Origin of the sequence: Nonomuraea sp. SYSU D8015, assembly GCF_008065375.1 — a bacterium.
In the GTDB taxonomy this organism is placed as follows: domain Bacteria; phylum Actinomycetota; class Actinomycetes; order Streptosporangiales; family Streptosporangiaceae; genus Nonomuraea.
Map to the genome: position 1 here is coordinate 683,468 of NZ_VJYI01000002.1, position 23,607 is coordinate 707,074.

Consider the following 23,607-nt stretch of genomic DNA (forward strand, 5'->3'; position numbering starts at 1 on the left):
GCCTCACGCGTTGTCGCTGCTACCGCGCCTGTAGCGCCGCTTCCTTCGGTAGGAGATCAGATTTCCGTCCATGTCCAGCTCGGCCTCGTAGAGCGCCAGGATGTCGCCGGACGAAGGGACGCGGCGGTCCTCCACCACCTCCACCTCGACCATCCAGCCGTCCTCGACCGGCTGCACCCGCGTGGCGCCTTCCACTTCCTTGGCGGTCAGGCCGGTAATGTGCCGCAGCCCGGCCGCTCCGGCGGTCTCCGCCGACAGGGTGCGAGAACGGCGCCCTTCGGCTCCCGTGTCGGCCTGCTCCTTGCCCTCGGGGGCATCTCGCCTGGCAGGCAAGCGATCACCCCCTCTCGTGGCCGTCGGCCGCCCCGCCGACGCCGGCGGAACCGGATCCGCCGATCATCTGCCGGGAGATCAGCTCCATCTCGCGGACGGCATCCTCCTTCGAGATCGCACCGTCCGCCTGGAGCCGCTCGATCTCCTCCAGCCGGTGCCGGACCCTGACGGGGTCGTATGTCTCCCGCTCGGCCTGTTCCTGGATCAGCTCTCCCAGCCGGACCACGCCCTTGACCGTGGCGATCGGCCATCCGAAGAGCACGTAGAACAGTCCCACTAGCCGCCGTCCTTCCGTGACACGATGAAGTCGTACGCCGCCATCGGCCCCAGCAGGCGGAACTCGACCCGTCCCGCCCATCGATCGGCGAACTCCCCCGCGACCTGCTCGAGGTCGGCCTGCCGATCCCGCGCCACGAGGAACGCCAGATGGACGGCGTCCAGCTCGTGAGACGGCTCCCGCACGTTGCGCAGCAGGCTCACGGGAGCGACCGCCTCCAGCAGCGCGCGGGTGTCGGCCTCGCGCTTGGCCGCGATCGCGTTGCCGACCAACTCCCCGAGCCGGATCCGCACGTCGCGGGCCAAGTCCTCGTCCATGTCGCGGATCTCCTCGCGCAGCCGCGCGGCCTCGGGGACTTCCTCCAGCACCTCACGCAGCACCGCCTGCTCGACGTAACGGCCCTTGACGACGTACTGGACCCGCCCCTCCAACTCCTTCAACCCGGCCAGGAACTCCTCACCATGAGGGGCCAGCAGCTCGTCGACGACCGCCTCGGTGCTCGTCAGGACCGCCCCGAAGCGGAGCGGCAGCACGGGCACCTCTGCCACCGTGGCGTCCAGCAGACTCTGGTGCCGGTAGAGGTCGTCGGGTGTGCCGAGCGGGCGATCGAGGGGGACCTCACTCGTCAAAGCCGCGATCTCGCCGTGCCGCACGATCTCGACCTCTCCCGGCTTGGCTCCCACGCCACTGGCGTCCTCGGGCAGCTCGACGTCCCCGGGGACCACGCCGTAGACGTACACGCCTAGGCTCCGTTCAGTGCCGACACTCATGTCAGTGCTCCTTTCCCCTGCGCCGCCGGGTCTCCTGGCGTTCGTCCGTGCGATCGGTGAAGCCGTGCAGTTTCTCCCCGGCCGCTTCCAGCACGCCCTGAACGACGTCCTTGCTCTTGCCGCCGACCTTCCCCTGCTTCGTGCTCTGCACCATCTCGGGTAGCCCGGGCTCCTTCGTCTCGGACAGGTCCAGCCGGTTCACGGCTTCGGCGAAGCGCAGGTAGGTGTCCACGCCGGCGATGACGATGCGCGCGTCGATGGTCAGGATCTCTATGCCGATGAGGGAAACCCTGACGTACGCATCAATGACGAGTCCTTTGTCCAGGATCGTGTCGATGACGTCCGCCAGACCTGATGGAGACGGGCCTCCAGCCATTCCCCCTGTCGCAGGTTGGACAGTCATGCCTCTCCTCTTCCTGATCGCTTGGCTGCCGGGTCATCCCCGCCGGGCGGGGAAGGCCTCGACTCGACCGCCCCGAGCGGGCTGCCGAGCCAGGAGAAGTGGTCGCTCTACCCCCCAAAAAGGTCAAAGAAACACATAATTGACAAAAGGGTCCGACCGGATCTCCCCGCGGCCGCCTCGCCCTGTTCCGGCCGCCGTCGCCGAACGGCCGCCGGCCGGTCACTGGTCCTGGCGGATCAGGTCGGCGGCGCGTTCGGCGAGCGCCACCACGACAGCCTGCGGGTGGCCGCGGTCGATGACCGGCATGACCAAGGCGTCGACCACGCGCAGGTGGGTGTCGACCGCGCCGCCGATGCGACAGGCGCCCGCCGGACGGGAGATCGTGGTGGCGTAGTCGCGGACGTACTGCGCCAGCTCGTCGAGGCCCGCGCCGTCCCGCCACGGGGCTATTGGGCCCTCGACGTACGGCTTCAGCGCGGGCGCATCGAGGATGTCTCTGGCGATGGAAAGGCCCTCGACGAGGGGGACAGACCCGCCGGCGCGGTGAGGTAGCCGGGGTCGACGATCGGGTCCTGTTCGGGGTCAGGACCGGTGGGACGCACACTGCCGCGGCTGTCGGGCCACCTGCTGAACTGGCGGATGTTCAACAGAACAAACCGCACGAGGATCGAGCCCGGGGAGTCCACGCCCTACATCGGATATGACAACGACAAGCTCACGTCCTTCCGAGCCTGCTGACGATTCCGAAAGGCGGTCGTCACCGCCTCGAACGCAGAGCTCACCATGGCCGGCCTGGCCGAGGATTCGCGACTCCGTTCCATGTCAAAGGCCACAACCCCTGATCGAGGAGTGGCCTTTGACACCTCATAGCGGCACGCTCTCAATCACAGTGTTCGAAGGGGCTGGTGTATGAACTACTGCCGATCGAGCCGCCCCACCTGACGCATTGCCCGGCCGCGGCGCGTCTGACAGGCCCCGCGTAATAGCCGTAGCTGCCCGAGTCGGTCGTCCGGGTTTCCCCTTGCGGCTCCAGGAAGGCCGACATCGACGACGGTGTGCCGAGGTTCGTCGTCTTCAGCGTCACGACGCAGTTGTAGCCGTTGCCCGAGTTGTAGAGCAGGTAGGTGCGGCCACCCACCAGGCCGGCCGAGTCGATGACCGTGTAACCGCTGCCGCAGACCTCTTCAGGGGTGTGAGGGTTGCTGCTGCAGGCGTTGGTGCTCCTGATGGCCTTCTTCTCGCCCAAGGACACGGTCACGCCGTCCACGGTCGGGCTGGTGTCCATCGCACCGGTGGAGGTCCGCTGCTCGTAGTGCAGGTGCGGGGCGGAGGAGCCGCCTGTCGAGCCGACAGTCCCGATCGTGGTGCCCTGGCTGACGCTCATCGAACCGCCGGCCGCCCTCACCATGGTCGCGAGGTGGGCATAGCGGGTTCTGGTGCCGTCGCTGTGACGGACCTCTATCCACTTGCCGTAGCTCGTGTTTCCCGCGTCGTAGAAGTACGCGGTGCCCGAAGCGGTGGCACGTACGGTTTCGCCGTTGATGTCGTCGCCCCCGTAGTCCTGCCAGTCGAGAGAACCCGAGGGGTTGTGGCCGGGGTACCAGTTGTTGGCGTAGAAGGTCTTCCCGCAGTTGAACGGGCTCTTGTGGGACACGGCCAGAATTTCGGGGTCCTGTGCCGAGGCGGCCTGGGGGAACAACGCTGCCGCGAGTGTGGCTAACAGGGCGGTGGTCACGGATTTGATGGTCTTGGGCCAGGTCGGGCTGCCGGTTGTGGGCATGCTCACCTCTCTGAACAGGTGCGTATGGGGGATGCGGTTGGCGCCCAGTTCCTTGATGTCGATGAGCCCTCGTGGCGGCAGGGACTACGTCGGCGGCATGGTGGTCGATCTCGGCGGGAGGCGGAAGGCCGCGGTCAGGGGGCGTCTCGACATCTCACCGCCTGTGGGGAAGGGCGGTTCGATCCATGAACATAACTCTGAAAGTTCTTTTCATCAATCTCTGTGAGATGAAATTTTGCGGCTCCCGAACTCACCGGCTCAACACCGGCTCAACGACCTCAACATCGCCGCTCGTAGCATCTCGCCGTCACCGGAACTTCCCGAGGAGGCGCACGATGAAGACCCTGGGGACGCTTGCCCTGGCCGGAGCAGCCATGACCGTCCTCATGATCGGTGCCTTCAACCTCAAGGCGGGCCCCTATGCGGGAAGGAAGTGCCCGATCGTGAGGAAGCTCGCCAGGGGCACCCAGCTCTACTTCCACTGCTGGGTGAGGAACAGCCGCGGCAATCTCTGGGTCTTCGCGAGAGTGAAGGGCACGGGGACGCACGGCTGGATGTCGATCGACAACCTGAACTACAGACACACCAACTTCCGCCGCTGCCCGTCCAGCGTCTAGGCAGGGCGCCCGCCGGGCTCCGTAATGAAGCAGGCGATCGAGGCGGCGGCACGCGGCTGATCTATACGGACGGCATGGCGGGGCGAGGGATCGGGACGCTGATCTGCTCCATGCCTTCCGCAAGGCGGATGGGCCAATCGGGTGGGTGTGTAGGGTCTGATCATGGTCGATTGGGTGCGCCTCGAACTGGACGTGGACGACTTCGATGACGCGGCGTTCGAACCGTACCTGGCGCGAGCCCGCGAGTCGGGAATCGTGTTCACGACGATGGCGGAGAAAGGAGACACCGAAGAGCACCGTCGGGCGCTCTACGAGCTCAACAGGACGTGCTCGGCCGACATCCCCGACCGGGGCGACTTCTACACTTACGACGCCCTACGTCGCCCAGCGTATCGAGGTGCCGTCATTCGATCCGGCCGGAGTCGTCCTGGCAACGCATGAGGGGGCGTGGATCGGAATGTCGTCCACGTCGCTGCACCCCGCTGAGGGTTTCGCGTTCAGCGAGATGACCGGGGTTCTGGCGCCCTACAGAGGGCGGGGTCTTTCGCTTGCGTTGAAGCTGCTGGCCATCCGGTTCGTCAGGGCGGCGGGCTATCGGCGGCTGGCCACGTTCCACCATCCGCGCAACACCTCCGCCATCGCCATGAACCGGCGCCTCGGATTCGTGCACCGAGCGAGCTGACGACCGGCAACCAGCCCCGGAGTGACGCTCGGAGACCGAGGCTCAGGTCTGTCCAGCGGGACGGAATGACGGCCAGGCCGTGAACGGCTCCGGTCAGACCGGCAGTGACGCGGCGACGGTGCCGGTGTCGCCGCCCAGCGGCCGAGCCGACCACCGCGCCAGTGGCACGCTCCATACGATTCACGGCCGATAGGTCACTCTCCGTAGTGGAGCGGCCCGTCACCGTCAGAGGAGGTGTTGGGGCAGTCTCAGCCACATGTCAGGGGTGCCGACGATCGCGCGGGCGTCGGGAAGTCGCAGGCCGGCGCCGGCGCAGCAATAGGCCACGGCCTCGCCGTGGTAGAGGTATGTGGTGAGGATCTCCTCCGGGGGCTCGTGAGCTGACGCGCCACCGCCGCCGGGATGGGTGTCCCACTCCTCGATTTCGCCGTCGCGGGTGACGCTGCCCTGGTTGCCGCTCTTGGGGTTGGCGAACAGCCCGTAGGAGACGGTGCCGATGGACAACCGCTTGTTCACCTCGGGGTCGGCCGGGATGAAGCCCCATCGCTGGCTGATGACGCAACCGCCGGGCACATCCGTGATGCCGACGACGGCCAGGTTGTCGTCGAAGTCGTCCCAGGGATCCTCCTCGATCTCTTCGACCTCGTCGCCAGAGACGGGCACGGCTTCCAGACGCCGTACGGCCTCCGCGGCGGTGATGCCCGCTACACAGGCCAGGCCCAGGCCGTCGTACTCGAACTCGCCCAGAGCGGCTATCAGGCGCCTGGCCTCCGTCACGGCCGCGGTCTCGGCGGCGGACAAGCCGGGCTCTCCCGCCGGGATGGTGAACAGGTCGGGGGTGGGGGTGGCCAGGCTGAGGCGGCCGGGGGACCAGCCGGCCATCATCGGCCGCCACGGGTCGGCCCCGGCGGCGACCAGGGCGCGGGCGTTGTCGGGACGGTTGTTGAAGACCGCCGCCCACAGCGCCGTACGCTCGTCGAACTCGGCGTCGACGTCGTCGACGCGCCGGGCCAGCTCCGCGACCACTTCGGGTGAGCCGTATCCGGCCGCGGCGTGCAAAGGACGTCCGTGGAACTGGACGCCGTCGTTGGGATCCGCGCCCGCGTCGAGCCGTGCGCGGATGAGATCGAGGTCGGCCCAGTCGTACCAGCCGACGCCGTACCAACCACCCGCTGTTCCGTAGTTGACGGACATGACACTCCTCGGGAGATCGTCGTGCGATGAATGTGCGCCCGATCATGGCGTACGAGGCCGACAAATCTCCGTGTGCCGCAACGCCACGTCACTGCTCGCCGGGACGCACCAGCCCGCTCTCGTACGCGAAGACGACCGCCTGAACGCGGGTGGTGAGGCCGAGCTTCATCAGCACCCGGGACAGGTGGGTCTTGACCGTCGCCTCCCCGAGGTGGAGCCGGGCCGCGATCTGGGTGTTGGTCAGGCCCTGGGCCAGCAGTTTCAGCACGTCCGTCTCCCGGGGGGTGAGCGACTCGAGCTCGGCCGCCCGGCTGCCGGCACGGGATGGGTCCGGCTGGCCGGCGAACGCGGCGATCACCCGCAGGGTCACCGCCGGGTCGAGCAGCCCGCCACCGGCCGCCACCGTCCTCACGGCCTCCACCAGGTGCTCTGGCGGGGCCACCTTCAGTAGGAAGCCGCTGACTCCCGCGCGCAGCGCGGCGGCGACGTGCGCGTCCTCGTCGAAGGTGGTCAGCACGATGACCTTGCTGTCGGGGTGGTCGCGGACGAGCCGCCGCGACGCCTCCAGCCCGTCCATCCTCGGCATGCGCACGTCCATCAGCACGACGTCGGGCCGGGTCCGCGCGACCAGGTCGAGGGCCTCGGCACCGTCGGACGCCTCGCCCACGACCTCGATGTCCGGCTCGCCGCTGAGCACCAGTCGCAGCCCCACGCGGATCATCGCCTCGTCGTCGACGAGCGCCACCGAGATAGCCATGTCGCTTTCCCTACCATGTGCGAGGAATGGGGAACCGGGCGCGGACAGCGAATCCGCCATCCGGCTCGACACCGGCGTTCAGGCTCCCCTGCACCATCGCGAGCCGTTCGCGCATGCCCACCAGCCCATGGCCGCCGCCGGGCCGCGGAGCCTGCCGGCCGGGCTCGTTGCGTACCTCGAGCGTGAGGGCCCGGTCGCTGTAGTCGATGGTGACCGTGGTCGGGACCTCGCCGGCGTGCCGCAGCACGTTCGTCAGGGCCTCCTGGAGCACGCGGTACGCGGTGAGGTCCAGCACCGGCGGCAGCCGTGGCGGCTCGTCGGGGGCCTCCAGGGTCACCTTCAGCCCGGCGGCGCGCACATCGGAGATCAGCTCGCCGACGCGGGCCAGGGACGGCACCGGCGCAGGGCGTTCACCGTCCACGTGCTCGCGCAGGATGCCGACCAGGCCGCGCATCTCCTCCACCGTCTGCCGGCCGAGCCGCTCCAGCCCGGCCACGATCTCCTGCTCGGCCGGGCGACCGGCGAGCAGCCTGCGCAGGCCGCCCAGTTGCAGGGTCATCACGCTGACCGAGTGCGCGACGGCGTCATGAACCTCGCGGGCGATGCGCGTACGCTCCTGCGCGACCGCGGCCTGGGCGTTCGCCTCGCGTTCGGCGTCGAGGGCGGCGGCGAGCTCGGCGAGCTTGGCCGCGCGTTCGCCGCTGCGGCGGGCGAGCAGCCCCATGCACCAGCCGGGCAGCAGGATCGCCGGGATGAAGAACAGCTCCCACAGCGACTCGGCGGCGGCGAGCGAGGCGCTCACGAACGACACGCCCGCGACGCCGAACGCGAGGGCCGAGCGGCGGGGCGGCTCGCGCCAGCCGGCCCACGCGACCACCGCGATCATCCCGATCATCGCCGCGCCGCCGACTCCGGGCGCACCGAACACGACCACGGGGACCGGCAGGCAGACGGCCGCGACGATCGTGCCGGCCAGCGGATACCAGGCCGCGAGCACCACTCCGGCTCCGAGCAGGACGCCCGCGATCCAGGTGGCGCCCGCGCTCGCGCCGAAGAAGTCGTCCAGCCGGGTCTCCATCACGGCCAGCAAACCGATCAGCGGTCCGGCCATCAGGGGGATGAGGCGGACGTCCCTCAGCCGGGTCATCGTCATGGCCACCGATCGTAACCAGGCCCGCCATCGGCCGAGTCCCCCGAATGGGGGACCCTCAGCAGGCCGCGGGGTCCGCCGAACAGCGGACCCGCTCCCCGGCCCGGTCATTCGAAGCGGGGAGCGATCACGGTGCGCGATGGCTGACGCGCCAGAAGGCGCCGGGACGGGAGAGTTCTCATCGCAACGAGTTCCTGCGACACGGAGGTACGACATGACCCCCCTCACCCACACCGCCGCGACCCCTGCGGACGCGCGCCCGGACCGGGCGAGCCGGTTCCTGCGGCGCGCCGGCGCGGCCGCCCTGATCGCCAGTCCCCTGCTGATGCTGGCCGGCATGATCACCGCCCCACCCCAGGACTCGGCCTCGGCGGCCGACTACGTCACCTCGCTCGCCCGCGACCCCTTCCTGACGGAGCTGTCGGCGATCCTGCTGCACTACGGCCTGATCGCCGGCGCGCTCGGCGCTCTCGCAGTGCCCGGGCTGGTCCGCGGTCGCAAGGGCCGATGGCCCACGCTGCTGGGCGCCCTGGCCGCGGCTGTGGGGCTCCTGAACGTGTCCGGCGCCGTACGCGACGACTGGTGGCGGATGGTCATCGGGCGGCAACTCCCGCTCGGCGACGCGGTGCGGATCTCCGACACCGTGGACGGGTCGGCGTTCATGCCCCTGTGGAGCGGGACGGAGATCCTCGCCTTCCTGGGCCTGCTCGGGCTGTCCGCCGGGCTCGCCCGGGCGGGTGTCGTGGGCTGGTGGCTGCCCGCGATCTACCTCGCCGCCTTCGTCGGGATGATGTTCATCCCGATCGACCTGACGTACGTGGCGGGCATCGTGTTCGCCCTGCTGTTCCTGCCGCTGGGCGTTGCCGGTGCGCGCGTCTTCCAGCGCGAGCGCGCCGCCGCGTGAGCCCGCCGCCCGAGCGCTATCGTGGAGCCGAGTCCGGCACACTCTTCCTGTGCCGGACTCAGCCCGCGATCGCGGGGCCGTGACGTCGCCGGCTCCTAGCTGGTCTTGTTCTTGACCCAGATCGCCGAGATCAGGCCGCCCTCGGTGTCCACGCTCTGCGGCACGTACCCCAGCGTCCTGAGCTGGGTGGCCTTGAGCGTGTGGGTCACCTTGGAAAGGCCCAGCGTCTCCTTGATGCCGGTCGAGCTGCCCTTGGCCCACACGGTGGTGATGAGCTTGCCCGGCTCGACGGCCATGGCGATCGGGCGCAGGCCCTGCCGCGCCTTCGCCAGGAACTCCTGACCGCGCTGCTCCACGGTCTGGCCCAGGGTCACCTGGACGGAGCCCGAGACGGCGCCGGCGACCCAGACCGCCGCGTAGAGCGGCCTCTCGACCGTGCCGTACACGTCCAGCGAGGCGATGCTGTAGCCGGCGGCGCTGAACTCGGCGTTGACCTTCGCGAAGGTCTCCTTGGTCATCGCCAGCTGCGACTTGACCTGCTCCGTGGTCTTCTCGAAGACCGCAGCGAAGACGGCGTCCGAGCCCGTACCGGTACCGCTGATCAGCTCGGGCTGGAAACCCAGCTTCGCCTGCTCGGCGATGGTCTTGGTCAGATCCGTCGAGGACAGGCCCTGCAGGACGTTCACCTTGCTGGCGGTGTCCTTGACCCACACACACGTGTACTGCGGGTTGGCCGCGTTGCTCACGCTCAACGCCTGGGGAACGTAGCCCTTGCCCAGCAGCTGCTTGGCTCGCTGCAGCAGCTGGGTGCCGGTCACCGCGTCCAGGGAGAGCCAGTCGAGCGGCAGGTTCTGGGCGGTCTGAGTGATCGTGGTCGTCTTGGTGGACTCCGCGGCCGCCGGGGACGCGAGAGCCAACAAGGGAGCGGTGGCCGCCGCCAGGGCCATGGTCAGGGCGACGGTCCTCTTTGTGCGCCTCATGATCCTCCTACTGAGGGGTAAAGGTCGTCCCAATTTCGGACAAGACGGGACCATAACAGAGAATGAGGGAGAGTTGACCAATCGTCACCATGATCGCAACATTGCTGTGTCAGAAATCCTCAGAAATCAGGACAAGACGGACAACAACCAGAACGGCGTTCATGTTTTGCCAGGTCCAGGCCTGGAGGCCCGTTTCATCACGGCTTGACCGGGCACCGCCGGTCGACGCTCCGCCGGCCACAAGCTCTCTTGGCAACGGAGAGTTAGCGCACGGAATTTAGTGCGTTCCAAGATGGCGTTCTGTGGAATTCTGTAAGGACATCACGTTAAGTCGGTGGTCGGCTTGAGGAGGCCGGCCTCGTACGCCGCCGCCACCGCGGCCGCCCGGTCCTTCACCGCCAATTTGGCGAAGATGTGCAGCAGATGCGTCTTCACCGTCGCCTCGGTGATGAAGAGTTTCCCGGCGATGTCGCGGTTGGTCGCGCCGCGGGCGATGAGCCGCAGCACCTCGAGCTCCCGCGGGCTGAGCGTCCGCTGCTGCTCCGTCGAGCGGGCCTGCTGTGTCAGGATCCGGGCCACGGTCGGCGACAGCACGGTCTCGCCGCGGGCCGCCGCCAGGACGGCCCGCCGCAGATCCGCGCGAGGCGTGTCCTTGAGGAGGTAGCCCGTGGCCCCCTGCTCGATCGCCGGAAGGACGTCGGCGTCGTTGTCGAAGGTCGTCAGCACCAGCACATGGATGCCGGGGGTCTGCTCGCGGAGCCGGCGGATGACCTCGGCGCCGCTCATCCTGGGCATGCGGAGGTCCAGGAGCACGACGTCGGGGTCGCTGCGCAGGGCCACCGCCAGGGCCTCTGGACCGTCGGCCGCCTCGCCGACGACCTCGAAGGCGTCGTCGTCGGCGAAGATGCCGCGCAGGCCGTCGCGGACGACCGGGTGGTCGTCCACGATGATCAAACGAATCGGCGGCATGGCTCACGTCCCCGAATCTGGGGCCGGATCCGCAGGGATCGCCGGGACGGTCGCCGAGATTCCCGTCCCCTGGCCGGGGGCGGTCTCGATCTCCAGGGTCCCGGCCAGGCGATTGACGCGCTGACGCATCGAGACGAGGCCGAAGCCCGCCGCCGGTCCCATCGTGAAGCCGGCGCCGTCGTCGCGTACGTCCAGGGCCACCACATCCTCCATGTACGACACCGTGAGCCCGACCCGCCCCGCCGAGGCGTGTTTGGCGACGTTGGCCAGGGCCTCCTGCGCCACCCGTAACAGCGACGACTCCACCTCCGAGTGGAGCGGACGGGGATCGCCGGTCACCGACACCAAGGCCGGCACCCCCGTGCTCGCCGACCATTTCTCCGCGAGATCCCGCAGCACGGTCGCCAGCTGGGCCTCGTGTTGCAGCGGCGCCGGACGCAACGCCTGCACGGACCGGCGGGCCTCGGTCAGGCTCTCCCTGGCCATGGCCCGTACCGTGTCCAGGCGCGAGCGGGCGGCGGGTATGTCGCCGATCGCCTCGAGCTGGGTGAGGATGGCGGTCAGCCCCTGGGCGATGGTGTCGTGGATCTCCCTGGCCATGCGCTGACGCTCCTCCAGCACGCCGGCCTCGCGGGCCCGGATCAGGAGCTGGGACTGCAGGTGCGCGTTCTCCCCGGCGAGCGCGGCCAGCTTGGCCCCGGTCTCCCTGAGCTCCGCGATCACTGCCTTGAGCCGGTCGTTCTGGTCGGAGATCGTCTTGACGACCAGGCCGACCATCGAGGCGACCAGCACTCCGACGACGAAGGAGACGAGCAGCTCGGCCGGGGTCCGCCCGAGCTGGGGACGGGCGGCGATCAGGACGCCGACCGTGACGGCCACCCCTCCGTACGCCCACCACCCGGCCAGCAGGACGAAGCACTGGAGGAACGCTCCCACCCCGGTCACCGTGAAAACGGTGTCCATCCGCACCAGGGCCGCGATGAGGGCGAGCAGGACCACGAAATAGACGACCAGCGGGAGCGGACGCGCGGTCATCAGCCACTGCCAGCCGGCCGCGACCAGCGTCAGGGCCAGCACCTCCCACCGCCACTCCCGCAGCAGGGCGAAGAGCCCGGGGAGGAGGACGAGCAGGTACGGCAGCGCGGCCATGACGCGGTCCCAGCGGGTGACCTCCGCGCCGGACCCGGTCGTCACCACCGGAAAGTCCTCAGGGCGACGCCACCGGCGACGATCGAGATCGCGACCATGACACCCAGCGTAAGCGGCGACACCCCGCCGCCTGTCCAGCCGTCGCGGACGGCCTGGACCGCCGGCGCCATCGGCGTGAGGTCGCCGATGGCGCGCATCGAGCCCGACAGGCTCTCACGGGGGATCATGGCACCGGAGAGGAAGACCATCGGGAAGAAGACACCCAACCCGACCACGGTCGCGGCCCGGCCGGTCGGAATGACCGCGCCCAGGAGGAACCCGATGGAGCCCAGGCTGAGCGCACCGAGCAGCCACGCCAGCAGCACGCCCGGGAGGCTGGCCGGCCCGGACAGCCCGTAGCCCACCAGCCCGACGAGGATCAGCAGCGCCGAGCCGAGCACGGCCAGCAGCGTGTGCGCGGCCCATTGCGCCCCGAACAACATCGCCGGAGAGGCGGGCGTGACGCGAAGCCGCTTCAGCACCCGCCGCTCCCGGTATTGGGCCAGCGTGGCGGGGAGGACGACCAGCGTGGCCAGGCCGACCACGAAGACGGTCAGCATCGGCACGGTGGCGTCGACCAGCGGCGTACCGCCCGGCAGCGGCTTGTTGCCGCCGCGGAGCTTGACCCAGAGCATGATCAGTGGGAAGGCCAGTGCGAAGAAGGCCGACATCGGGTCCCGGACGGTGAGTCTCAGCTCGACGGCGACGACGTTGCATATGCCCTTCATGCCGCTTCGGTCCTTTCGGTCAGGGTGAGGTACGCGTTCTCCAGCGAGTCGGCCCCCGTCTTCGCGATCAGCTCCACAGGGGTCCCCTCGGCGACGACGTGACCGCGGTCGATGACGGCGAGGCGGTCGCACAACGCCTCGGCCTCGTCCATGAAGTGGGTGACCAGCACGACCGTGACCCCGCGCCGGCGAATGTCGCGGATGAGGCCCCACGTCGTACGGCGGGCCGCCGGGTCCAGGCCGGTGGTGAGCTCGTCGAGGAAGACCAGCTCGGGGTTGCCGACCAGGGCCAGCGCGATGAACAGCCGCTGCTTCCAGCCGCCGGACAGGTTCGCGAACCGGACGCTCTTCCGGTCCGCCAGTCCCCACTCGTCCATGAGGGCCCGCCAGTCGCTCGGCCTGTCGTACAAGGCGGCGTACATCCGCAGCGCCTCACCGACCTTGACCGCGTCGGGCAGGGCCGCCTCCTGCAGTTGGGCGCCGATGCGCTGGAGAAGCCGGCGCCGGTCGCCCTCCGGGTCGAGGCCGAGCACGCGCAGCGTGCCGCCGTCCGGACGTCGCAGTCCCGACGCGCACTCCACGAGCGTGGTCTTCCCCGCGCCGTTGGGACCGGCGATGCCGAAGATCTCCCCTTGCTCCACCCGCAGGGAGACGCCGTCCAGCGCCGCGTTCGACCGGTAGCTCTTGCGCAGGTCGTTGATCTCGATGATCGCTGTCATGGTTCGAGAGTCGCCGACGCGGGAGAACCCCGACATCCACCGATCGGTTGATGGGCGTCCGTAGCGAATCGGCAGGGGATCGTAATCGCCTGGCGCGAGGGTGAGGTCAACCGTCCGGCGTCCGCCGGTGTTCTCCCACCGCCCCGACGTCTCCCCCTCGGAGTCCCCATGCTCGCCCTGCCCGTGGTGCTGGTCGCCGTGTTCATGACCACGCTCGACTTCTTCGTCGCCAACCTGGCCGTGCCGTCGATCCGGGCCGACCTGGGCGCGGGTGACGCCGCCGTTCAGCTCGTGATCGCCGGGTACGGGCTCGCCTACGCCGCCGGTCTGATCGTCTGCGGGCGGCTCGGCGACCTGTACGGGCACCGCCGCGTGTTCACGGCCGGGCTGGCGCTGTTCACGCTGGCGTCGGCGGCGTGCGGGCTCGCCCCAGAGGCCGAGGCGCTGGTGCCGGCCAGGGTCTGCCAGGGGCTCGCGGCCGCGATGCTCGCCCCGCAGGTGCTCGTGCTGCTCCGCGTCCTGTACGAGGGCGCCGCCCTGGCCAGGGCCTTCAGCTGGTACGGGACCGCCGTCGGCCTGGCGGGCGTGAGCGGTCAGGCCGTCGGCGGGCTCCTGGTGGCGGCCGATCCCCTGGGGCTGGGCTGGCGGGCTTGCTTCCTGGTCAACGTGCCGATCGGCATCGCGGCCCTGGCGCTGACCGGGCGGGTGCTCCCCCGCACTCCGGGCACCGGGGATCGGCACGACCTGGACGTGACCGGGGCGGTGCTGGTCGCCGCCGGGCTGGTGGCCGTCGTGCTGCCGCTGGTCGAAGGGCGGGAGCAGGGCTGGCCGGCGTGGACGTGGCTGTGCCTGACGGCGGCTGCGCCCACGCTGGCGGCCTTCGTGCGGCGGCAGCGGCGGCTGGCGGCCTCCGGACGGGCGCCGCTGCTGGAGCCGGCGGTGTTCGGCGAGCAGGGGTTCGCGGGTGGGCTGGTGGCGGTGGCGTTGTTGTTCGGCACGTCGGCGGGGTTGTCGTTCGTGCTCGCCCTGTACCTGCAGGACGGGCTCGGGCTGAGTCCGCTGGCGGCCGGGGCGGTGTGCACCGCGCTCAACGCGGGCTTCTTCCTCGCCTCGCTGCGGGCGGAGCGCGTGCCGCCGACGGTCGCCGCGCTGACGCTCGTGTCCGGGTTGGCCCTGCTGGGTCACGTGGTGTGGCGCGGGTCGGGGCCCTGCCTGGTGGCGGCGGCGTTGCTGGTCACAGGAGGCGGGATGGGGTTGTTGATGGCGCCGCTGATCTCCTCCGTCCTTTCACGGGTACGGCGGGAACGCGCGGGCGCCGCGGCCGGGGTGGTCGGGACCGTGCAGGAGGCCGGGGGAGTGCTCGGCGGGGTGATCACTGGGGCCGCGTTCTTCGGCGCGCTGGGCGGCGGCGCATGGGACGACGCGACGCTGGCCGGGCTGGCGGTGCTGGTGACGGGCGCGCTCGGGGTGCTGGCCCACTGCGTCATGCGGGCGAGGCGGCCCCGCCACTCCCTCTGTCCCGCGGCCCGAGCAGGGTTTCACGTGAAGCGTTGATCATTGCGCGGTCAGCCGTACCGGCCGCGGGACGGCGGGCGGACGGCGGCGGCGAGGTCGTCGGCCAGCGACGGGATGTCGTCCCGCCGCAGCGGGGAGACGGTGAGGCGGAGCGCGGGCGGCGTGGCGATGCGGTTGCGCGCGCCCGGCGCGGCGGCCCAGCCGCGGGCCAGCAGGTGGGTGATCGCGGCGGCCTCGTCCGCCACCGGCACCCACACGTTGAGCCCGGTACGGCCATGCGCCGCGACGCCGCGCTCGGCCAGCGCCGCGACCAGGCCGTCCCGGCGCTCGGCGTACGAGGCCGCCACCGCCGCGGTGTCCACCGCCCCCGTGCGCCACAGGTGCGCCACGGCCCGCTGCAGCAGGTGGCTGACCCAGCCCGTGGCCAGCCGCTGCCGCCCGCGCAGCCGGTCCAGCGTGCCCGGATCGCCGGTGATCACGCTGAGCCGCAAGTCAGGTCCGAAGGCCTTGGCCGTGGAGCGGACGAGGATCCAGCGGGCCGTGGCGCCGGCCAGCGGGTGCAGGGGCACGTCCACGAAGCCGTCGCCGTGGTCGTCCTCGACGAGCAGCACGCCCGGGTGCGCGGACAACCGCTCGCGCAGGGCGGCGGCGCGTTCGGCGGAGACGGCGGCGCCGGTCGGGTTCTGCGCGCGGGTCGTGATCACCACGGCTCGCGCGCCGGCCCGCAGCGCCTTGTCCAGCTCGTCGGGGAGCGGGCCGTGGTCGTCGAGCCGCATCGGCACCGGCCGCAGGCCCACCGCCGCGACCAGGTCGAGCAGGGAGGACCAGCCGGGGTCCTCGACCGCGATCGCGTCGCCGGGACGCAGGTAGGCGCCCAAAACGCGTTCGACGGCGTCGAGGGTGCCGGAGGTGATCGCCAGCGGGGCCACCGGCACGCCGTCCCCGCGCAGGCGGGCCGAAGCCAGGGCGAGGAGCTCCTCGTCGTCGTCCGTGCCGTACATGGCGGGCCGTTCCTGGTGCGCGCGGGCCGCGGCGGCGAGCGCCTCGTGCAGAGGCGGCAGCAGGGCGGGGTCGGGGTTGCCCTTGGACAGGTCGCGTACGCCCGGGGGCACCTCGATGCGGATGTCCTCACGGGCCGTGCTGGCGGGCCGGGGCCTGACCCTGGTGCCGCGCCGCCCGGCGGTCTCGACGACGCCGCGCTCACGCAGCAGCCGGTACGCGGCCGCCGCCGTGTTGGGACTCACCTGGGCCAGCGCCGCCATCTCGCGGACCGGCGGAAGCGCCGCGCCGGGCGCCAGCCGCCCCTCCGACACGGCGGCCTCCACCCCGGCCGCAATCTCGGTGGCTGTCCCCCCGGTTATCCGATACATTTCTAACACAAAATGCATTATGTACTAATACAAAGGGGTTTGGGTGCTCATTCATCCATGGGATGCGGCCCGTGACGGCAGCGAGTGGCGGAGCTGGCTGCGTACCCGCGACTTCGGCCAGCTCGCCGCCAACGGCGTGGACGGCGCCCCGCCCGTGGTGGTGCCGACGCACTTCCTGTTCGACGGGGCCGGGGAGATCCTGCTCCACCTGGCCAGGCCCAACCCGATCTGGGCGGCGCTGGAGGCCAACCCGGCGGTGGTGGTGAGCGTGCACGACGACTACGCCTACATCCCGTCCACGTGGCGGTCGGACTCCCCCGACAACGGCGTGCCGACCAGCTACTACGCCTCCGTCCAGCTCACGTGCGCGGCGCGGGTCGTGGACGACAAGGAGGGCAAGGCGGAGATTCTGCGCCGCCAGCTGGCTCACCACCAGCCCGATGGCGGTCATGGCGTGGTCGCGGCCGACGAGGGGCCGTACCGCAAGATGTTGTCGGCGATCCGGGGGCTGCGGCTGGAGGTCGTCGGGGTGCGGGCCAAGTTCAAGTACGACGACCACCGGCCGGTCGAGTTCCGCGAGCGCATCGCGGCCGGGCTGGCCGAGCGCGACCTGCCGGGGGATGCCGGGGCGCGGGCGCAGCAGCTCAGGCGGATGGCCGCCTCATGACCTGCGCCGCGGCGCCGACTCCGGGCGCGGCCATCACCGCCCCGGCAGCACCGGTGACGACCGCACTGCTGATCCCCGTAGCCGCCCGTTGTCTCCCATGAGACTTGACGTCCGATCATCACTAGTGGCGACACTCCCCGAACGGGAAAAGTAGGGCACGTGCTCGCAGACGAAGACGCGTACGCCGTGCTCAGGAGCCGGGACGGCCGCTTCGACGGCCGCTTCTTCGTCGCCGTCGTGACCACCCGCGTCTACTGCCGCCCGAGCTGCCCGGCCGCGCTCCCCAAGCGGGAGAACGTCCGTTTCTACCCTTCCGCCGCGGCCGCGCAGGAGGCGGGCTTCCGCGCGTGCAAGCGCTGCCGCCCCGACGCGGTGCCCGGCTCCCCCGAGTGGAACGTCCGCGCGGACGTCACCGGCCGGGCCATGCAGCTGATCGCTGACGGGCTCGTGGATCGGGAGGGCGTCACCGGGCTCGCGGCCCGGCTCGGCTACAGCGAGCGTCAGCTGCGCCGCCGGCTCGTCACCGACCTGGGCGCGGGCCCGCAGGCGCTGGCCAGGACCCAGCGCGCGGCCAACGCCAGAACCCTCCTGGAGACCACCGACCTGCCCGCCGGCGAGATCGCGTTCGCCGCGGGCTTCTCCACGATCCGGCAGTTCAACGACACGATCCTCAGGGTGTACGGCACCACCCCCACCGCCCTCCGCCGCAACCGCCCCGCGGGCCGGCGCACCCATGGGACGCTACACCTGCGCCTCGCCTACCGCCCTCCCCTGGACCTGACGGACCTGTTCCGCTACCTGGCCGAGCGCGCGATCCCCGGCCTGGAGGAGGCCGGCGACGACTTCTACCGCCGAGCCCTCACCCTGCCGCACGGCCTGGGCATCGTCACACTCCGCCCGGGACCGTCACACGTGTCGTGCGAGCTGCGCCTCGACTCGATGAAGGACCTCCCTGCCGCGGTACGGCGCTGCCGCCGCCTCCTCGATCTGGACGCCGACCCGCGCGACATCGACGACCACCTCGGCGGCGACCCGCTCCTGGCGCCCCTGATCGCCACCGCCCCGGGCAGACGGGTGCCCGGGCACGTCGACGCGGCCGAGATGGCGGTACGCGCGATCATGAACGAGGAGACGAGCGCCGGCCGAGCCCTCCTCGCCCAACTGGTCCAGCGCCACGGCACCCCGCTGCCGGCCCTCACCCACGCCTTCCCTGCCATGGAGGCCCTGGCCGGCGCCGACGCGGTCCCGGCTCCGGTGTCCGCCCTGGCCCGGGCCGTGCTCGCCGGAAAAGTCCAGCTGGGCCCGGAGAGCGACCGGGACCAGGTGGAACGCGAGCTCCTCGCCCTCCCGGGCGTGACGGCTGATGCCGTGGCGCGGATCCGCATGCGCGCCCTCGGCGACCCCGACGTCCTCCTGACCACCGACCCGGCCGTCGAGGCGCGGGCCCGGCGGTGGCGCCCGTGGCGGTCGTACGCGATGCGGCACCTGCGTGCGGCCTCGACCATCATCTGAGCCCTTCGTCAAGGACCCCTGTGCCGACCTACGTGACCCTGCTCAAGACCAGGCCTGACTTCCGCCGCCTGTGGTCGGGCGCGTCCGTCTCCGTGATGGGCGACAGCATGACCTACATCGCACTCTCCTGGCTCGTGCTCGCCCAGCAGGACGGCACGGCGAAGCTCGGCCTGCTGGCCGTCTGCTACACCGCGCCGGTCCTGGTCGGCGGTCTGGCGGCGGGCCCGATACTCGACCGCTTCGACAAGCGGGCCGTCCTGATCGCCGACAGCGTGCTGCGTGGTCTCGCGGTGGCGTCGGTTCCGCTGGCCGCGGTCGTCGGCACGGTCCCGGACTGGCTTCCGTTCCTTGTCGCGGCCGTGTACGGCCTGCTGAAGATGATCCCGATGGCCGCAGTGCCGGCGGCCATCCCCGACCTGGTCGCTCCGGAGCAGCGCGACGCCGCCAACGCCCTGGAGTCCCTGAGCTACTCCGTGTCGGGCATCGTCGGCTTCACCCTGGCCGCCCCGCTCCTGACGACCGTGGGCCCGGCGGCCATACTGGCCCTGGACGCGGCCACGTACGCCTGCTTCGCCCTCGCCCTGGCCCGGATCCGCACTCCCCTGCGCCCGCACCCGCCTCAGGAATCCGCCTCCGGACGGTTCCCGGTCCTCCGCGACAAGGTCCTCATCGGCACGACGGCGGCCTTCATGGCGTTCAACATCACCGAAGGGGCGATGACCATGGTGGTGGCCCCGTGGCTGGCCAAGGAGCACCTTCCCGGCGGCGGCGCCGCCCTGTCCCTGCTCATGGCCGCCCTTTCCGCAGGGGAGCTGGCGGGCGGTTTGGCGGCGGGCGTGTGGCGTCCCAGGATCGGCAGGCTGGCCGCGATCGCGCTCGTCGAGCTGGTGGCCGCGGCCGGCATCCTCGCCCTCCTGGGCACCCCCGGCTGGGTCCCGGTCACCGCGGCCTTCCTGATCGTGGGGACGTTCAGCGCGCCCATGACGGTCTGGGCGCAGTCGTTGCGCATGGAACGCGTCCCTCCGTCGCAGCGCGGCCGCGTCTTCAGCGTTTTTCGCACGATGATGCAGGCCACCCCTCCCATCGGCGCCGCCGTGGTCACGCCGTTGCTGGTGGCGGGCAACCTGGTGGGCGCCGTGGTGTCGATGGCGGCGCTGGCCGGCGTACCGGCACTCGGCCTGCTGCTCCTGCGCGAGACCCCGCGATCCTCACCCCGGATCCACACTTGTGGATAACATGCACTTCCTGTGGATAACGTCCATCCGTTCTCTGCGCTGACAACGTCCGCCGCCGATGTCGCCATATCAGCCCGGGATCGACATCCTCGCAGTACAGGCCGGACTTGCGAGGTATCGGAGCGTGAGCGGAGAAGGTCGCCCCTTTCCTCCGGATTCATGAAAAAGTTATGCACATCCTGTGGACAGCTGGATGTCGGCACGCCTTGATCCGGCGTTCGAAGCGGGTCCAGGTCGGCGTGCAGGACAAGCCTCGCGAACTCTCCCATGGCCAGTCCATTCCGAACACAGGTTTGTTCGTTCTCACATGCATATGTTAGAAATTTCCCATGGGTGTCGCCAACCGCCTCGACCTGACCCTCCGCCTCGTGCAGGGCTCCGACCGCATCGCCGTGTCCGAGCTCGCCCAACGCCTGGGCGTCTCGGAGATGACCGTGCGCCGCGACCTGGACGCGCTGGAACGCCAGGGCCTGGTCCGCAGAGTCCACGGCGGCGCGGTCGCCACCCGGCCCCGTGAGGAGGGCGGCGGCTTCGCCGCCCGCGAACACTGGCAGACCGCCACCAAAGACCGCCTGGGCGCCGCCGTGGCCGCCATGGTGACGCCGGGCTCACGGATTCTGCTGGACGCGGGCACGACCACGGTCCACGTCGCCGACCACCTGGCCGCCCGGGCGCCGCTGACGATCGCCGTGCTCAGCCTGCAGGCGGCCGTGCGCCTGGCCGACCGCCCCGGCATCGACCTCCTGGTCGTCGGCGGGCGCTCCCGCCCCGGCGAGCGCTCCCTGGTGGGGCCGCTGGCCCTGCGCACGCTCCAATCGCTGACGTTCGACCTGTTCATCCTGTCCATCGGCGGCGTGCACGCCGAGCAGGGCTGGACCGAGTTCTCCCTCGACGACGCGGCCGTCAAGCAGGTCGGCCTGGCGCAGGCGGCCCGCATCGTGGCCGTGGCCGACGCGACCAAGCTCGGCGTACGCGCCTTCAGCCAGGTCGCCCCGTTGAACGCCGTCCACACGTTCGTGACCGACACGGCGGCTCAGAACGCCGACACCCACCCCAACGGCCCGGAGACTCTGGCCGCCCTGCGCGATGCGGGCGTCGAGACCGTTCTGGCCTGACCGACAACCCCGAAGGAGCACCAGCATGTCCAGCCCGCAGATGATCCTCGTCGCCGGCCCGTACCGCTCCGGCACCGGCGACGACCCCCAGAAACTGGAGGCCAATGTCCGGGCGATGAACGAGACCGCCCTCACCCTCTTCCGCGCCGGCCACCTCCCGGTCACCGGCGAGGCCCTGGCTCTGCCTCTCCTGGAGACGGCCGGAAGCACCCGCCCCGGCGACCCTCTCTTCGAGGAGATCTTCCACCCCATCGCCGAGCAGCTGCTGTCCCGCTGCGACGCGGTCCTGCGCATCGGCGGCCCCTCAGAGGGCGCGGACCGCATGGTCGCCCAGGCCCGCGCCCAGGGCAAGAACGTCTACACCGCGCTCACCGACGTCCCGCCCGCCCGCTGAGTCGTGCGCCGCTACTTGGGCTCGAAAAGCAAGTAGTCGATCTTGCCGTCGGCGCCGACCGAGATCTTCATGTCGTACTTCTGGCCGAGGGGAATGGAGGTCACCCCGGTCAGCTCGGTCGGGGTCGTGCTGCTCAGCTCGTCCACCTTCAAGTCCGCCAGCCCTTTGGCGAGCTCGTTGAATTTCTCCGCCGGAACGCCCTTGAGGAATTCTTCGCTGAGATGCTCCTTGAGCTCGCTCTCGGGCAGCGGAGTGCGCTTGACGGCGCCCATGTACCACTGCAGTTGCTTGCCGACCGGGCTGTCGGGGATCGCGACCCCCGGTGTGCTCTCACTGCCCGCGCATCCGGTGAGAAGGACCGCGAGCAGGACGACAAGGGCGGACAACGCCGGGGACAGCCGCATCGACGACTCCTGGTGATCAGATATGAGGCGCGGGAATCCTACCGGTCACCCGCGGGCGGACCGCGGCCGGTCAACGGATCCTGGCGCCGTACACGTGCTCGACCCTCATCGTCATGAGCACCCTGCGGTCGGACACCATCACCGACCGGTACTCGTCCCAGTCCGGGTGCTCCCCCGCCGCGATCCGGTAATACTCCACCAACGCCTCGACCTCAGGACCGTGGCGGTCGGTCCCCGGCCCCGTGAGAGTCGCCGTGCCCTCGGCGGTGGCCCACTCCCAGCCGTCCGGGCTGGTGACCTCCAGCGCGGCTCGCGGGTCCCGGCGCAGGTTCGCGGTCTTGGCGCTTCCCTCGTTCATCGAGACGTAGACGATCTCGGCCTCCCGGTCGTAGAAGGGCATGACGGGGGAGAGCTGGGGGCGGCCGTCCGACTTGATCGTCGCGAGGACGCCGAGCCGGCTCTCCGCGAGCAGCCTGCGTGGGTCGAAGGGTGCGGCGGTCACGGCCGCACCTCCGAGGGCTTGCGGAACTGCTCGATCATCGCCGCGTAGCCGCTGCCGCCGTGCCCGGCGGCCACGGCCCGCTCGGTCAGGGCCTTGATGAACCTCGGGAGTTCGGCGTTGACGCCGAGGGACTCGCTCTCGTGGACGAGGTGCTCCATCGCGGCCAGGTGCGTGTCGATGGTGGCGTCGAGGGCCGGGTACGAGCCGTCGTCGATCTGCTGGGCGTAGCCGGGCATCCAGTCGGCCACGGTCTTGATCGACGTGGTCGCCAGCGAGGCGAACGCGCCGGCGTCGACCCCGGCCGCACCCAGCAAGGCGGCCCCCTGCAGGAAACCGTTGCCGATGTTCCACATCAGGCTCAGCACGGCCACGTCGTACAGCGACGCAAGGCCATGATCCTCGCCCAGGTACGTCGTCCCCGCGCCGAGACTCCCCAACACCGGTTCATGCTGGTCGAAGGCCGATCGCGGACCGCTGTAGAGGACAACTGCGTCCGCCGTGCCGATGGCCGAGGGAATGGCCATGATGGCGCCGTCGAGGTAGGTGGCGCCCTGCCGCGCCGCCCACTCGGCGGTCTCACGGGCCGCCCGCGACGTTCCCGAGGTCAGGTTCACCACGACCCGGCCGTCGAGGGCCTCGCCCAGCGGATGGAGGAGCTCGTGCGCGGTCTCGTAGTCCGAGACGCAGACGACCACGAGCGGGCTGGCCGCGACGGCCTCGCCGACCGAGCCGGCGAGGCTCGCTCCCTGGGCGACAAGCTGGCCGGCCTTCGCCTCCGTACGGTTCCACACGGTCGTGGCGTGCCCGTCGCGCAGGAACGCCCCGGCCAGCGCCTGGCCCATCAGCCCCAGGCCGATGACTGTCACGCGATTCTGCATCATGTGCTCCTTCGAGCCGGTTTCGGCGGTCATGGCAGAATCTTCAACGTTCATACCAGTATGAAGGTCAAGGGGGAGTGGCGTGCTGATCGGGGAGCTGAGTCGGCGGACCGGGATCCACACGCATCAGCTGCGGTACTACGAGGCCCAGGGCTTGCTCGAGCCCGCCCGCGGCGCCAACGGCTACCGCGAGTACACCGACGACGCCATCCTGACCGTGGCCCAGATCAGGCGGCTGCTCGAAGCCGGACTGTCGACCCAGGACATCGCGTACTTGCTGCCCTGCGCCACCGGCGAGGGCCCCGACCTGGAGCCCTGTCCCGAGCTCCTGACCGCGCTACGGGAGCGCTTGCACGGATTGGACGAGCACATCGACATGCTCATCCGCTCCCGCCAAGCCCTCCATGACTACATCGACGCCACCGAGCGACGCGTGTCCGGGCAGTACCGGACGTGTGACTCCCCCACTCCGGAGCCGACTCGATCCTGATCGCAGGCTCGGCCACGCCTGTCGGTGCCCTCCCGCCGGTGTCCCGTCCCGTCCCGGGACACCTCGGCAACACC

29 protein-coding genes and 1 pseudogene are annotated in these 23,607 nt (G+C 70.5%); 12 read left to right on the forward strand and 18 right to left on the reverse strand.

The window, feature by feature from the left end; translation table 11 throughout:
- Positions 1-3 precede the first annotated feature (3 nt).
- The 5 genes and pseudogenes from gvpO to ID574_RS12580 all read right to left on the reverse strand — a co-directional run.
- Complete coding sequence (gvpO, locus tag ID574_RS12560) at positions 4-333, reverse strand: gas vesicle protein GvpO (RefSeq protein ID WP_188188973.1); 330 nt, start codon at positions 331-333, stop codon at positions 4-6.
- Between the two features lie 4 nt (positions 334-337).
- The gene (locus ID574_RS12565) at positions 338-610 is read right to left on the reverse strand and encodes a gas vesicle protein GvpG (protein ID WP_188188974.1); all 273 of its coding nucleotides are present in this window, start codon (positions 608-610) and stop codon (positions 338-340) included.
- Positions 610-1,380: a GvpL/GvpF family gas vesicle protein gene (locus ID574_RS12570; protein ID WP_188188975.1), complete on the reverse strand. Its 771-nt coding sequence runs from the start codon at positions 1,378-1,380 to the stop codon at positions 610-612. Before ID574_RS12570 ends, ID574_RS12565 begins: the two co-directional genes overlap by 1 nt.
- A 1-nt stretch (position 1,381) precedes the next feature.
- Entirely contained in the window at positions 1,382-1,783 is a 402-nt protein-coding gene (gene gvpJ, locus ID574_RS12575; protein WP_188188976.1) for a gas vesicle protein GvpJ, read from the reverse strand.
- A gap of 219 nt (positions 1,784-2,002) precedes the next feature.
- Positions 2,003-2,293, reverse strand: a pseudogene (locus ID574_RS12580) (GMC oxidoreductase); the annotation flags it as partial.
- Between the two features lie 81 nt (positions 2,294-2,374).
- On the opposite strand from ID574_RS12580, the gene ID574_RS12585 reads away from it, so the two are divergent.
- Positions 2,375-2,521 carry a hypothetical protein gene (locus ID574_RS12585; RefSeq protein WP_188188977.1) on the forward strand — a complete coding sequence of 49 codons (147 nt, stop codon included), beginning with the start codon at positions 2,375-2,377 and terminating at the stop codon, positions 2,519-2,521.
- A gap of 142 nt (positions 2,522-2,663) precedes the next feature.
- Here ID574_RS12585 and ID574_RS12590 read toward each other — a convergent pair whose 3' ends face one another.
- Complete coding sequence (locus tag ID574_RS12590; RefSeq protein WP_188188978.1) at positions 2,664-3,563, reverse strand: M23 family metallopeptidase; 900 nt, start codon at positions 3,561-3,563, stop codon at positions 2,664-2,666.
- A 335-nt stretch (positions 3,564-3,898) separates the two neighbouring features.
- Here ID574_RS12590 and ID574_RS12595 point away from each other — a divergent pair, with 335 nt between their 5' ends.
- The 3 genes from ID574_RS12595 (at position 3,899) to ID574_RS59640 (ending at position 4,862) form a co-directional block, all read left to right on the forward strand.
- A complete protein-coding gene (locus ID574_RS12595) occupies positions 3,899-4,180 on the forward strand; it encodes a hypothetical protein (protein ID WP_188188979.1) in 282 nt (93 codons plus the stop codon).
- A gap of 162 nt (positions 4,181-4,342) precedes the next feature.
- Complete coding sequence (locus ID574_RS59635) at positions 4,343-4,621, forward strand: hypothetical protein (RefSeq protein ID WP_223166625.1); 279 nt, start codon at positions 4,343-4,345, stop codon at positions 4,619-4,621.
- Between the two features lie 16 nt (positions 4,622-4,637).
- Positions 4,638-4,862: a GNAT family N-acetyltransferase gene (locus ID574_RS59640; protein ID WP_262495980.1), complete on the forward strand. Its 225-nt coding sequence runs from the start codon at positions 4,638-4,640 to the stop codon at positions 4,860-4,862.
- A gap of 225 nt (positions 4,863-5,087) precedes the next feature.
- Here the strand turns inward: ID574_RS59640 and ID574_RS12605 are convergent, their stop codons facing one another.
- From ID574_RS12605 to ID574_RS12615, 3 genes are all read right to left on the reverse strand, one after another.
- Positions 5,088-6,056 (reverse strand): ankyrin repeat domain-containing protein, encoded by a 969-nt coding sequence (locus ID574_RS12605; protein ID WP_188188980.1) that lies wholly within the window; start codon positions 6,054-6,056, stop codon positions 5,088-5,090.
- 88 nt (positions 6,057-6,144) lie between these two features.
- The gene (locus ID574_RS12610; protein WP_188188981.1) at positions 6,145-6,813 is read right to left on the reverse strand and encodes a response regulator; all 669 of its coding nucleotides are present in this window, start codon (positions 6,811-6,813) and stop codon (positions 6,145-6,147) included.
- A gap of 10 nt (positions 6,814-6,823) precedes the next feature.
- Positions 6,824-7,966 (reverse strand): sensor histidine kinase, encoded by a 1,143-nt coding sequence (locus ID574_RS12615; RefSeq protein ID WP_188188982.1) that lies wholly within the window; start codon positions 7,964-7,966, stop codon positions 6,824-6,826.
- A 211-nt stretch (positions 7,967-8,177) separates the two neighbouring features.
- Between ID574_RS12615 and ID574_RS12620 the strand changes: the two genes are divergently transcribed.
- Positions 8,178-8,867, forward strand: a complete 690-nt coding sequence (locus ID574_RS12620) for a hypothetical protein (protein WP_188188983.1) — start codon at positions 8,178-8,180, stop codon at positions 8,865-8,867.
- A 95-nt stretch (positions 8,868-8,962) separates the two neighbouring features.
- On the opposite strand, the gene ID574_RS12625 is transcribed toward ID574_RS12620, so the two are convergent.
- The 5 genes from ID574_RS12625 to ID574_RS12645 form a co-directional block, all read right to left on the reverse strand.
- Positions 8,963-9,847 (reverse strand): hypothetical protein, encoded by an 885-nt coding sequence (locus ID574_RS12625; RefSeq protein ID WP_188188984.1) that lies wholly within the window; start codon positions 9,845-9,847, stop codon positions 8,963-8,965.
- 321 nt (positions 9,848-10,168) lie between these two features.
- Positions 10,169-10,816: a response regulator gene (locus tag ID574_RS12630; protein WP_188188985.1), complete on the reverse strand. Its 648-nt coding sequence runs from the start codon at positions 10,814-10,816 to the stop codon at positions 10,169-10,171.
- A gap of 3 nt (positions 10,817-10,819) precedes the next feature.
- Positions 10,820-12,013 carry a sensor histidine kinase gene (locus ID574_RS12635; protein WP_223166627.1) on the reverse strand — a complete coding sequence of 398 codons (1,194 nt, stop codon included), beginning with the start codon at positions 12,011-12,013 and terminating at the stop codon, positions 10,820-10,822.
- Positions 12,007-12,732: an ABC transporter permease gene (locus ID574_RS12640; protein ID WP_188188986.1), complete on the reverse strand. Its 726-nt coding sequence runs from the start codon at positions 12,730-12,732 to the stop codon at positions 12,007-12,009. Before ID574_RS12640 ends, ID574_RS12635 begins: the two co-directional genes overlap by 7 nt.
- Positions 12,729-13,451 carry an ABC transporter ATP-binding protein gene (locus ID574_RS12645; RefSeq protein WP_188188987.1) on the reverse strand — a complete coding sequence of 241 codons (723 nt, stop codon included), beginning with the start codon at positions 13,449-13,451 and terminating at the stop codon, positions 12,729-12,731. The genes ID574_RS12640 and ID574_RS12645 overlap by 4 nt, the downstream gene beginning before the upstream one ends.
- A 168-nt stretch (positions 13,452-13,619) precedes the next feature.
- Here ID574_RS12645 and ID574_RS12650 point away from each other — a divergent pair, with 168 nt between their 5' ends.
- A complete protein-coding gene (locus ID574_RS12650; RefSeq protein ID WP_188188988.1) occupies positions 13,620-15,005 on the forward strand; it encodes an MFS transporter in 1,386 nt (461 codons plus the stop codon).
- Positions 15,006-15,016: 11 nt separating this feature from the next.
- On the opposite strand, the gene ID574_RS12655 is transcribed toward ID574_RS12650, so the two are convergent.
- Positions 15,017-16,336 (reverse strand): aminotransferase class I/II-fold pyridoxal phosphate-dependent enzyme, encoded by a 1,320-nt coding sequence (locus ID574_RS12655; RefSeq protein ID WP_223166712.1) that lies wholly within the window; start codon positions 16,334-16,336, stop codon positions 15,017-15,019.
- 43 nt (positions 16,337-16,379) lie between these two features.
- Between ID574_RS12655 and ID574_RS12660 the strand changes: the two genes are divergently transcribed.
- The 5 genes from ID574_RS12660 (at position 16,380) to ID574_RS12680 (ending at position 21,259) form a co-directional block, all read left to right on the forward strand.
- Positions 16,380-17,003 (forward strand): FMN-binding negative transcriptional regulator, encoded by a 624-nt coding sequence (locus tag ID574_RS12660; protein ID WP_188188990.1) that lies wholly within the window; start codon positions 16,380-16,382, stop codon positions 17,001-17,003.
- Positions 17,004-17,162: 159 nt separating this feature from the next.
- Positions 17,163-18,515 carry a DNA-3-methyladenine glycosylase 2 family protein gene (locus ID574_RS12665; protein ID WP_188188991.1) on the forward strand — a complete coding sequence of 451 codons (1,353 nt, stop codon included), beginning with the start codon at positions 17,163-17,165 and terminating at the stop codon, positions 18,513-18,515.
- 20 nt (positions 18,516-18,535) lie between these two features.
- Positions 18,536-19,750: an MFS transporter gene (locus ID574_RS12670; RefSeq protein ID WP_188188992.1), complete on the forward strand. Its 1,215-nt coding sequence runs from the start codon at positions 18,536-18,538 to the stop codon at positions 19,748-19,750.
- A gap of 329 nt (positions 19,751-20,079) precedes the next feature.
- Positions 20,080-20,865 carry a DeoR/GlpR family DNA-binding transcription regulator gene (locus ID574_RS12675; RefSeq protein WP_188188993.1) on the forward strand — a complete coding sequence of 262 codons (786 nt, stop codon included), beginning with the start codon at positions 20,080-20,082 and terminating at the stop codon, positions 20,863-20,865.
- Between the two features lie 25 nt (positions 20,866-20,890).
- Positions 20,891-21,259: a hypothetical protein gene (locus ID574_RS12680; protein ID WP_223166628.1), complete on the forward strand. Its 369-nt coding sequence runs from the start codon at positions 20,891-20,893 to the stop codon at positions 21,257-21,259.
- Between the two features lie 11 nt (positions 21,260-21,270).
- On the opposite strand, the gene ID574_RS12685 is transcribed toward ID574_RS12680, so the two are convergent.
- The 3 genes from ID574_RS12685 to ID574_RS12695 form a co-directional block, all read right to left on the reverse strand.
- Positions 21,271-21,663 (reverse strand): Cpe/LpqF family protein, encoded by a 393-nt coding sequence (locus ID574_RS12685; RefSeq protein WP_188188994.1) that lies wholly within the window; start codon positions 21,661-21,663, stop codon positions 21,271-21,273.
- Positions 21,664-21,733: 70 nt separating this feature from the next.
- A complete protein-coding gene (locus tag ID574_RS12690; RefSeq protein WP_188188995.1) occupies positions 21,734-22,165 on the reverse strand; it encodes a PPOX class F420-dependent oxidoreductase in 432 nt (143 codons plus the stop codon).
- Positions 22,162-23,076, reverse strand: a complete 915-nt coding sequence (locus tag ID574_RS12695) for an NAD(P)-dependent oxidoreductase (protein WP_223166629.1) — start codon at positions 23,074-23,076, stop codon at positions 22,162-22,164. The genes ID574_RS12690 and ID574_RS12695 overlap by 4 nt, the downstream gene beginning before the upstream one ends.
- A gap of 49 nt (positions 23,077-23,125) precedes the next feature.
- Between ID574_RS12695 and ID574_RS12700 the strand changes: the two genes are divergently transcribed.
- Positions 23,126-23,533, forward strand: coding sequence for a MerR family transcriptional regulator (locus ID574_RS12700; RefSeq protein WP_188188996.1), 408 nt, complete (start codon positions 23,126-23,128; stop codon positions 23,531-23,533).
- The last annotated feature ends 74 nt before the right edge of the window (positions 23,534-23,607 follow it).

What these genes read in the sequence shown, in the direction of transcription:
- ID574_RS59635 (WP_223166625.1), top strand. Translation starts at nt 4,343, where the DNA reads ATGGTCGATTGGGTGCGCCTCGAACTGGACGTGGACGACTTCGATGAC.
- ID574_RS12675 (WP_188188993.1), top strand. Translation starts at nt 20,080, where the DNA reads ATGGGTGTCGCCAACCGCCTCGACCTGACCCTCCGCCTCGTGCAGGGC.
- ID574_RS12695 (WP_223166629.1), bottom strand. Translation starts at nt 23,076, where the DNA reads ATGACCGCCGAAACCGGCTCGAAGGAGCACATGATGCAGAATCGCGTG.
- ID574_RS12605 (WP_188188980.1), bottom strand. Translation starts at nt 6,056, where the DNA reads ATGTCCGTCAACTACGGAACAGCGGGTGGTTGGTACGGCGTCGGCTGG.
- ID574_RS12570 (WP_188188975.1), bottom strand. Translation starts at nt 1,380, where the DNA reads ATGAGTGTCGGCACTGAACGGAGCCTAGGCGTGTACGTCTACGGCGTG.
- ID574_RS12645 (WP_188188987.1), bottom strand. Translation starts at nt 13,451, where the DNA reads ATGACAGCGATCATCGAGATCAACGACCTGCGCAAGAGCTACCGGTCG.
- ID574_RS12630 (WP_188188985.1), bottom strand. Translation starts at nt 10,816, where the DNA reads ATGCCGCCGATTCGTTTGATCATCGTGGACGACCACCCGGTCGTCCGC.
- ID574_RS12640 (WP_188188986.1), bottom strand. Translation starts at nt 12,732, where the DNA reads ATGAAGGGCATATGCAACGTCGTCGCCGTCGAGCTGAGACTCACCGTC.
- ID574_RS12620 (WP_188188983.1), top strand. Translation starts at nt 8,178, where the DNA reads ATGACCCCCCTCACCCACACCGCCGCGACCCCTGCGGACGCGCGCCCG.
- ID574_RS12615 (WP_188188982.1), bottom strand. Translation starts at nt 7,966, where the DNA reads ATGACGATGACCCGGCTGAGGGACGTCCGCCTCATCCCCCTGATGGCC.
- ID574_RS12595 (WP_188188979.1), top strand. Translation starts at nt 3,899, where the DNA reads ATGAAGACCCTGGGGACGCTTGCCCTGGCCGGAGCAGCCATGACCGTC.
- ID574_RS12680 (WP_223166628.1), top strand. Translation starts at nt 20,891, where the DNA reads ATGTCCAGCCCGCAGATGATCCTCGTCGCCGGCCCGTACCGCTCCGGC.
- ID574_RS12655 (WP_223166712.1), bottom strand. Translation starts at nt 16,336, where the DNA reads ATGTATCGGATAACCGGGGGGACAGCCACCGAGATTGCGGCCGGGGTG.
- ID574_RS59640 (WP_262495980.1), top strand. Translation starts at nt 4,638, where the DNA reads ATGTCGTCCACGTCGCTGCACCCCGCTGAGGGTTTCGCGTTCAGCGAG.
- gvpJ (WP_188188976.1), bottom strand. Translation starts at nt 1,783, where the DNA reads ATGACTGTCCAACCTGCGACAGGGGGAATGGCTGGAGGCCCGTCTCCA.
- ID574_RS12590 (WP_188188978.1), bottom strand. Translation starts at nt 3,563, where the DNA reads ATGCCCACAACCGGCAGCCCGACCTGGCCCAAGACCATCAAATCCGTG.
- ID574_RS12685 (WP_188188994.1), bottom strand. Translation starts at nt 21,663, where the DNA reads ATGCGGCTGTCCCCGGCGTTGTCCGCCCTTGTCGTCCTGCTCGCGGTC.
- ID574_RS12625 (WP_188188984.1), bottom strand. Translation starts at nt 9,847, where the DNA reads ATGAGGCGCACAAAGAGGACCGTCGCCCTGACCATGGCCCTGGCGGCG.
- ID574_RS12610 (WP_188188981.1), bottom strand. Translation starts at nt 6,813, where the DNA reads ATGGCTATCTCGGTGGCGCTCGTCGACGACGAGGCGATGATCCGCGTG.
- ID574_RS12650 (WP_188188988.1), top strand. Translation starts at nt 13,620, where the DNA reads ATGCTCGCCCTGCCCGTGGTGCTGGTCGCCGTGTTCATGACCACGCTC.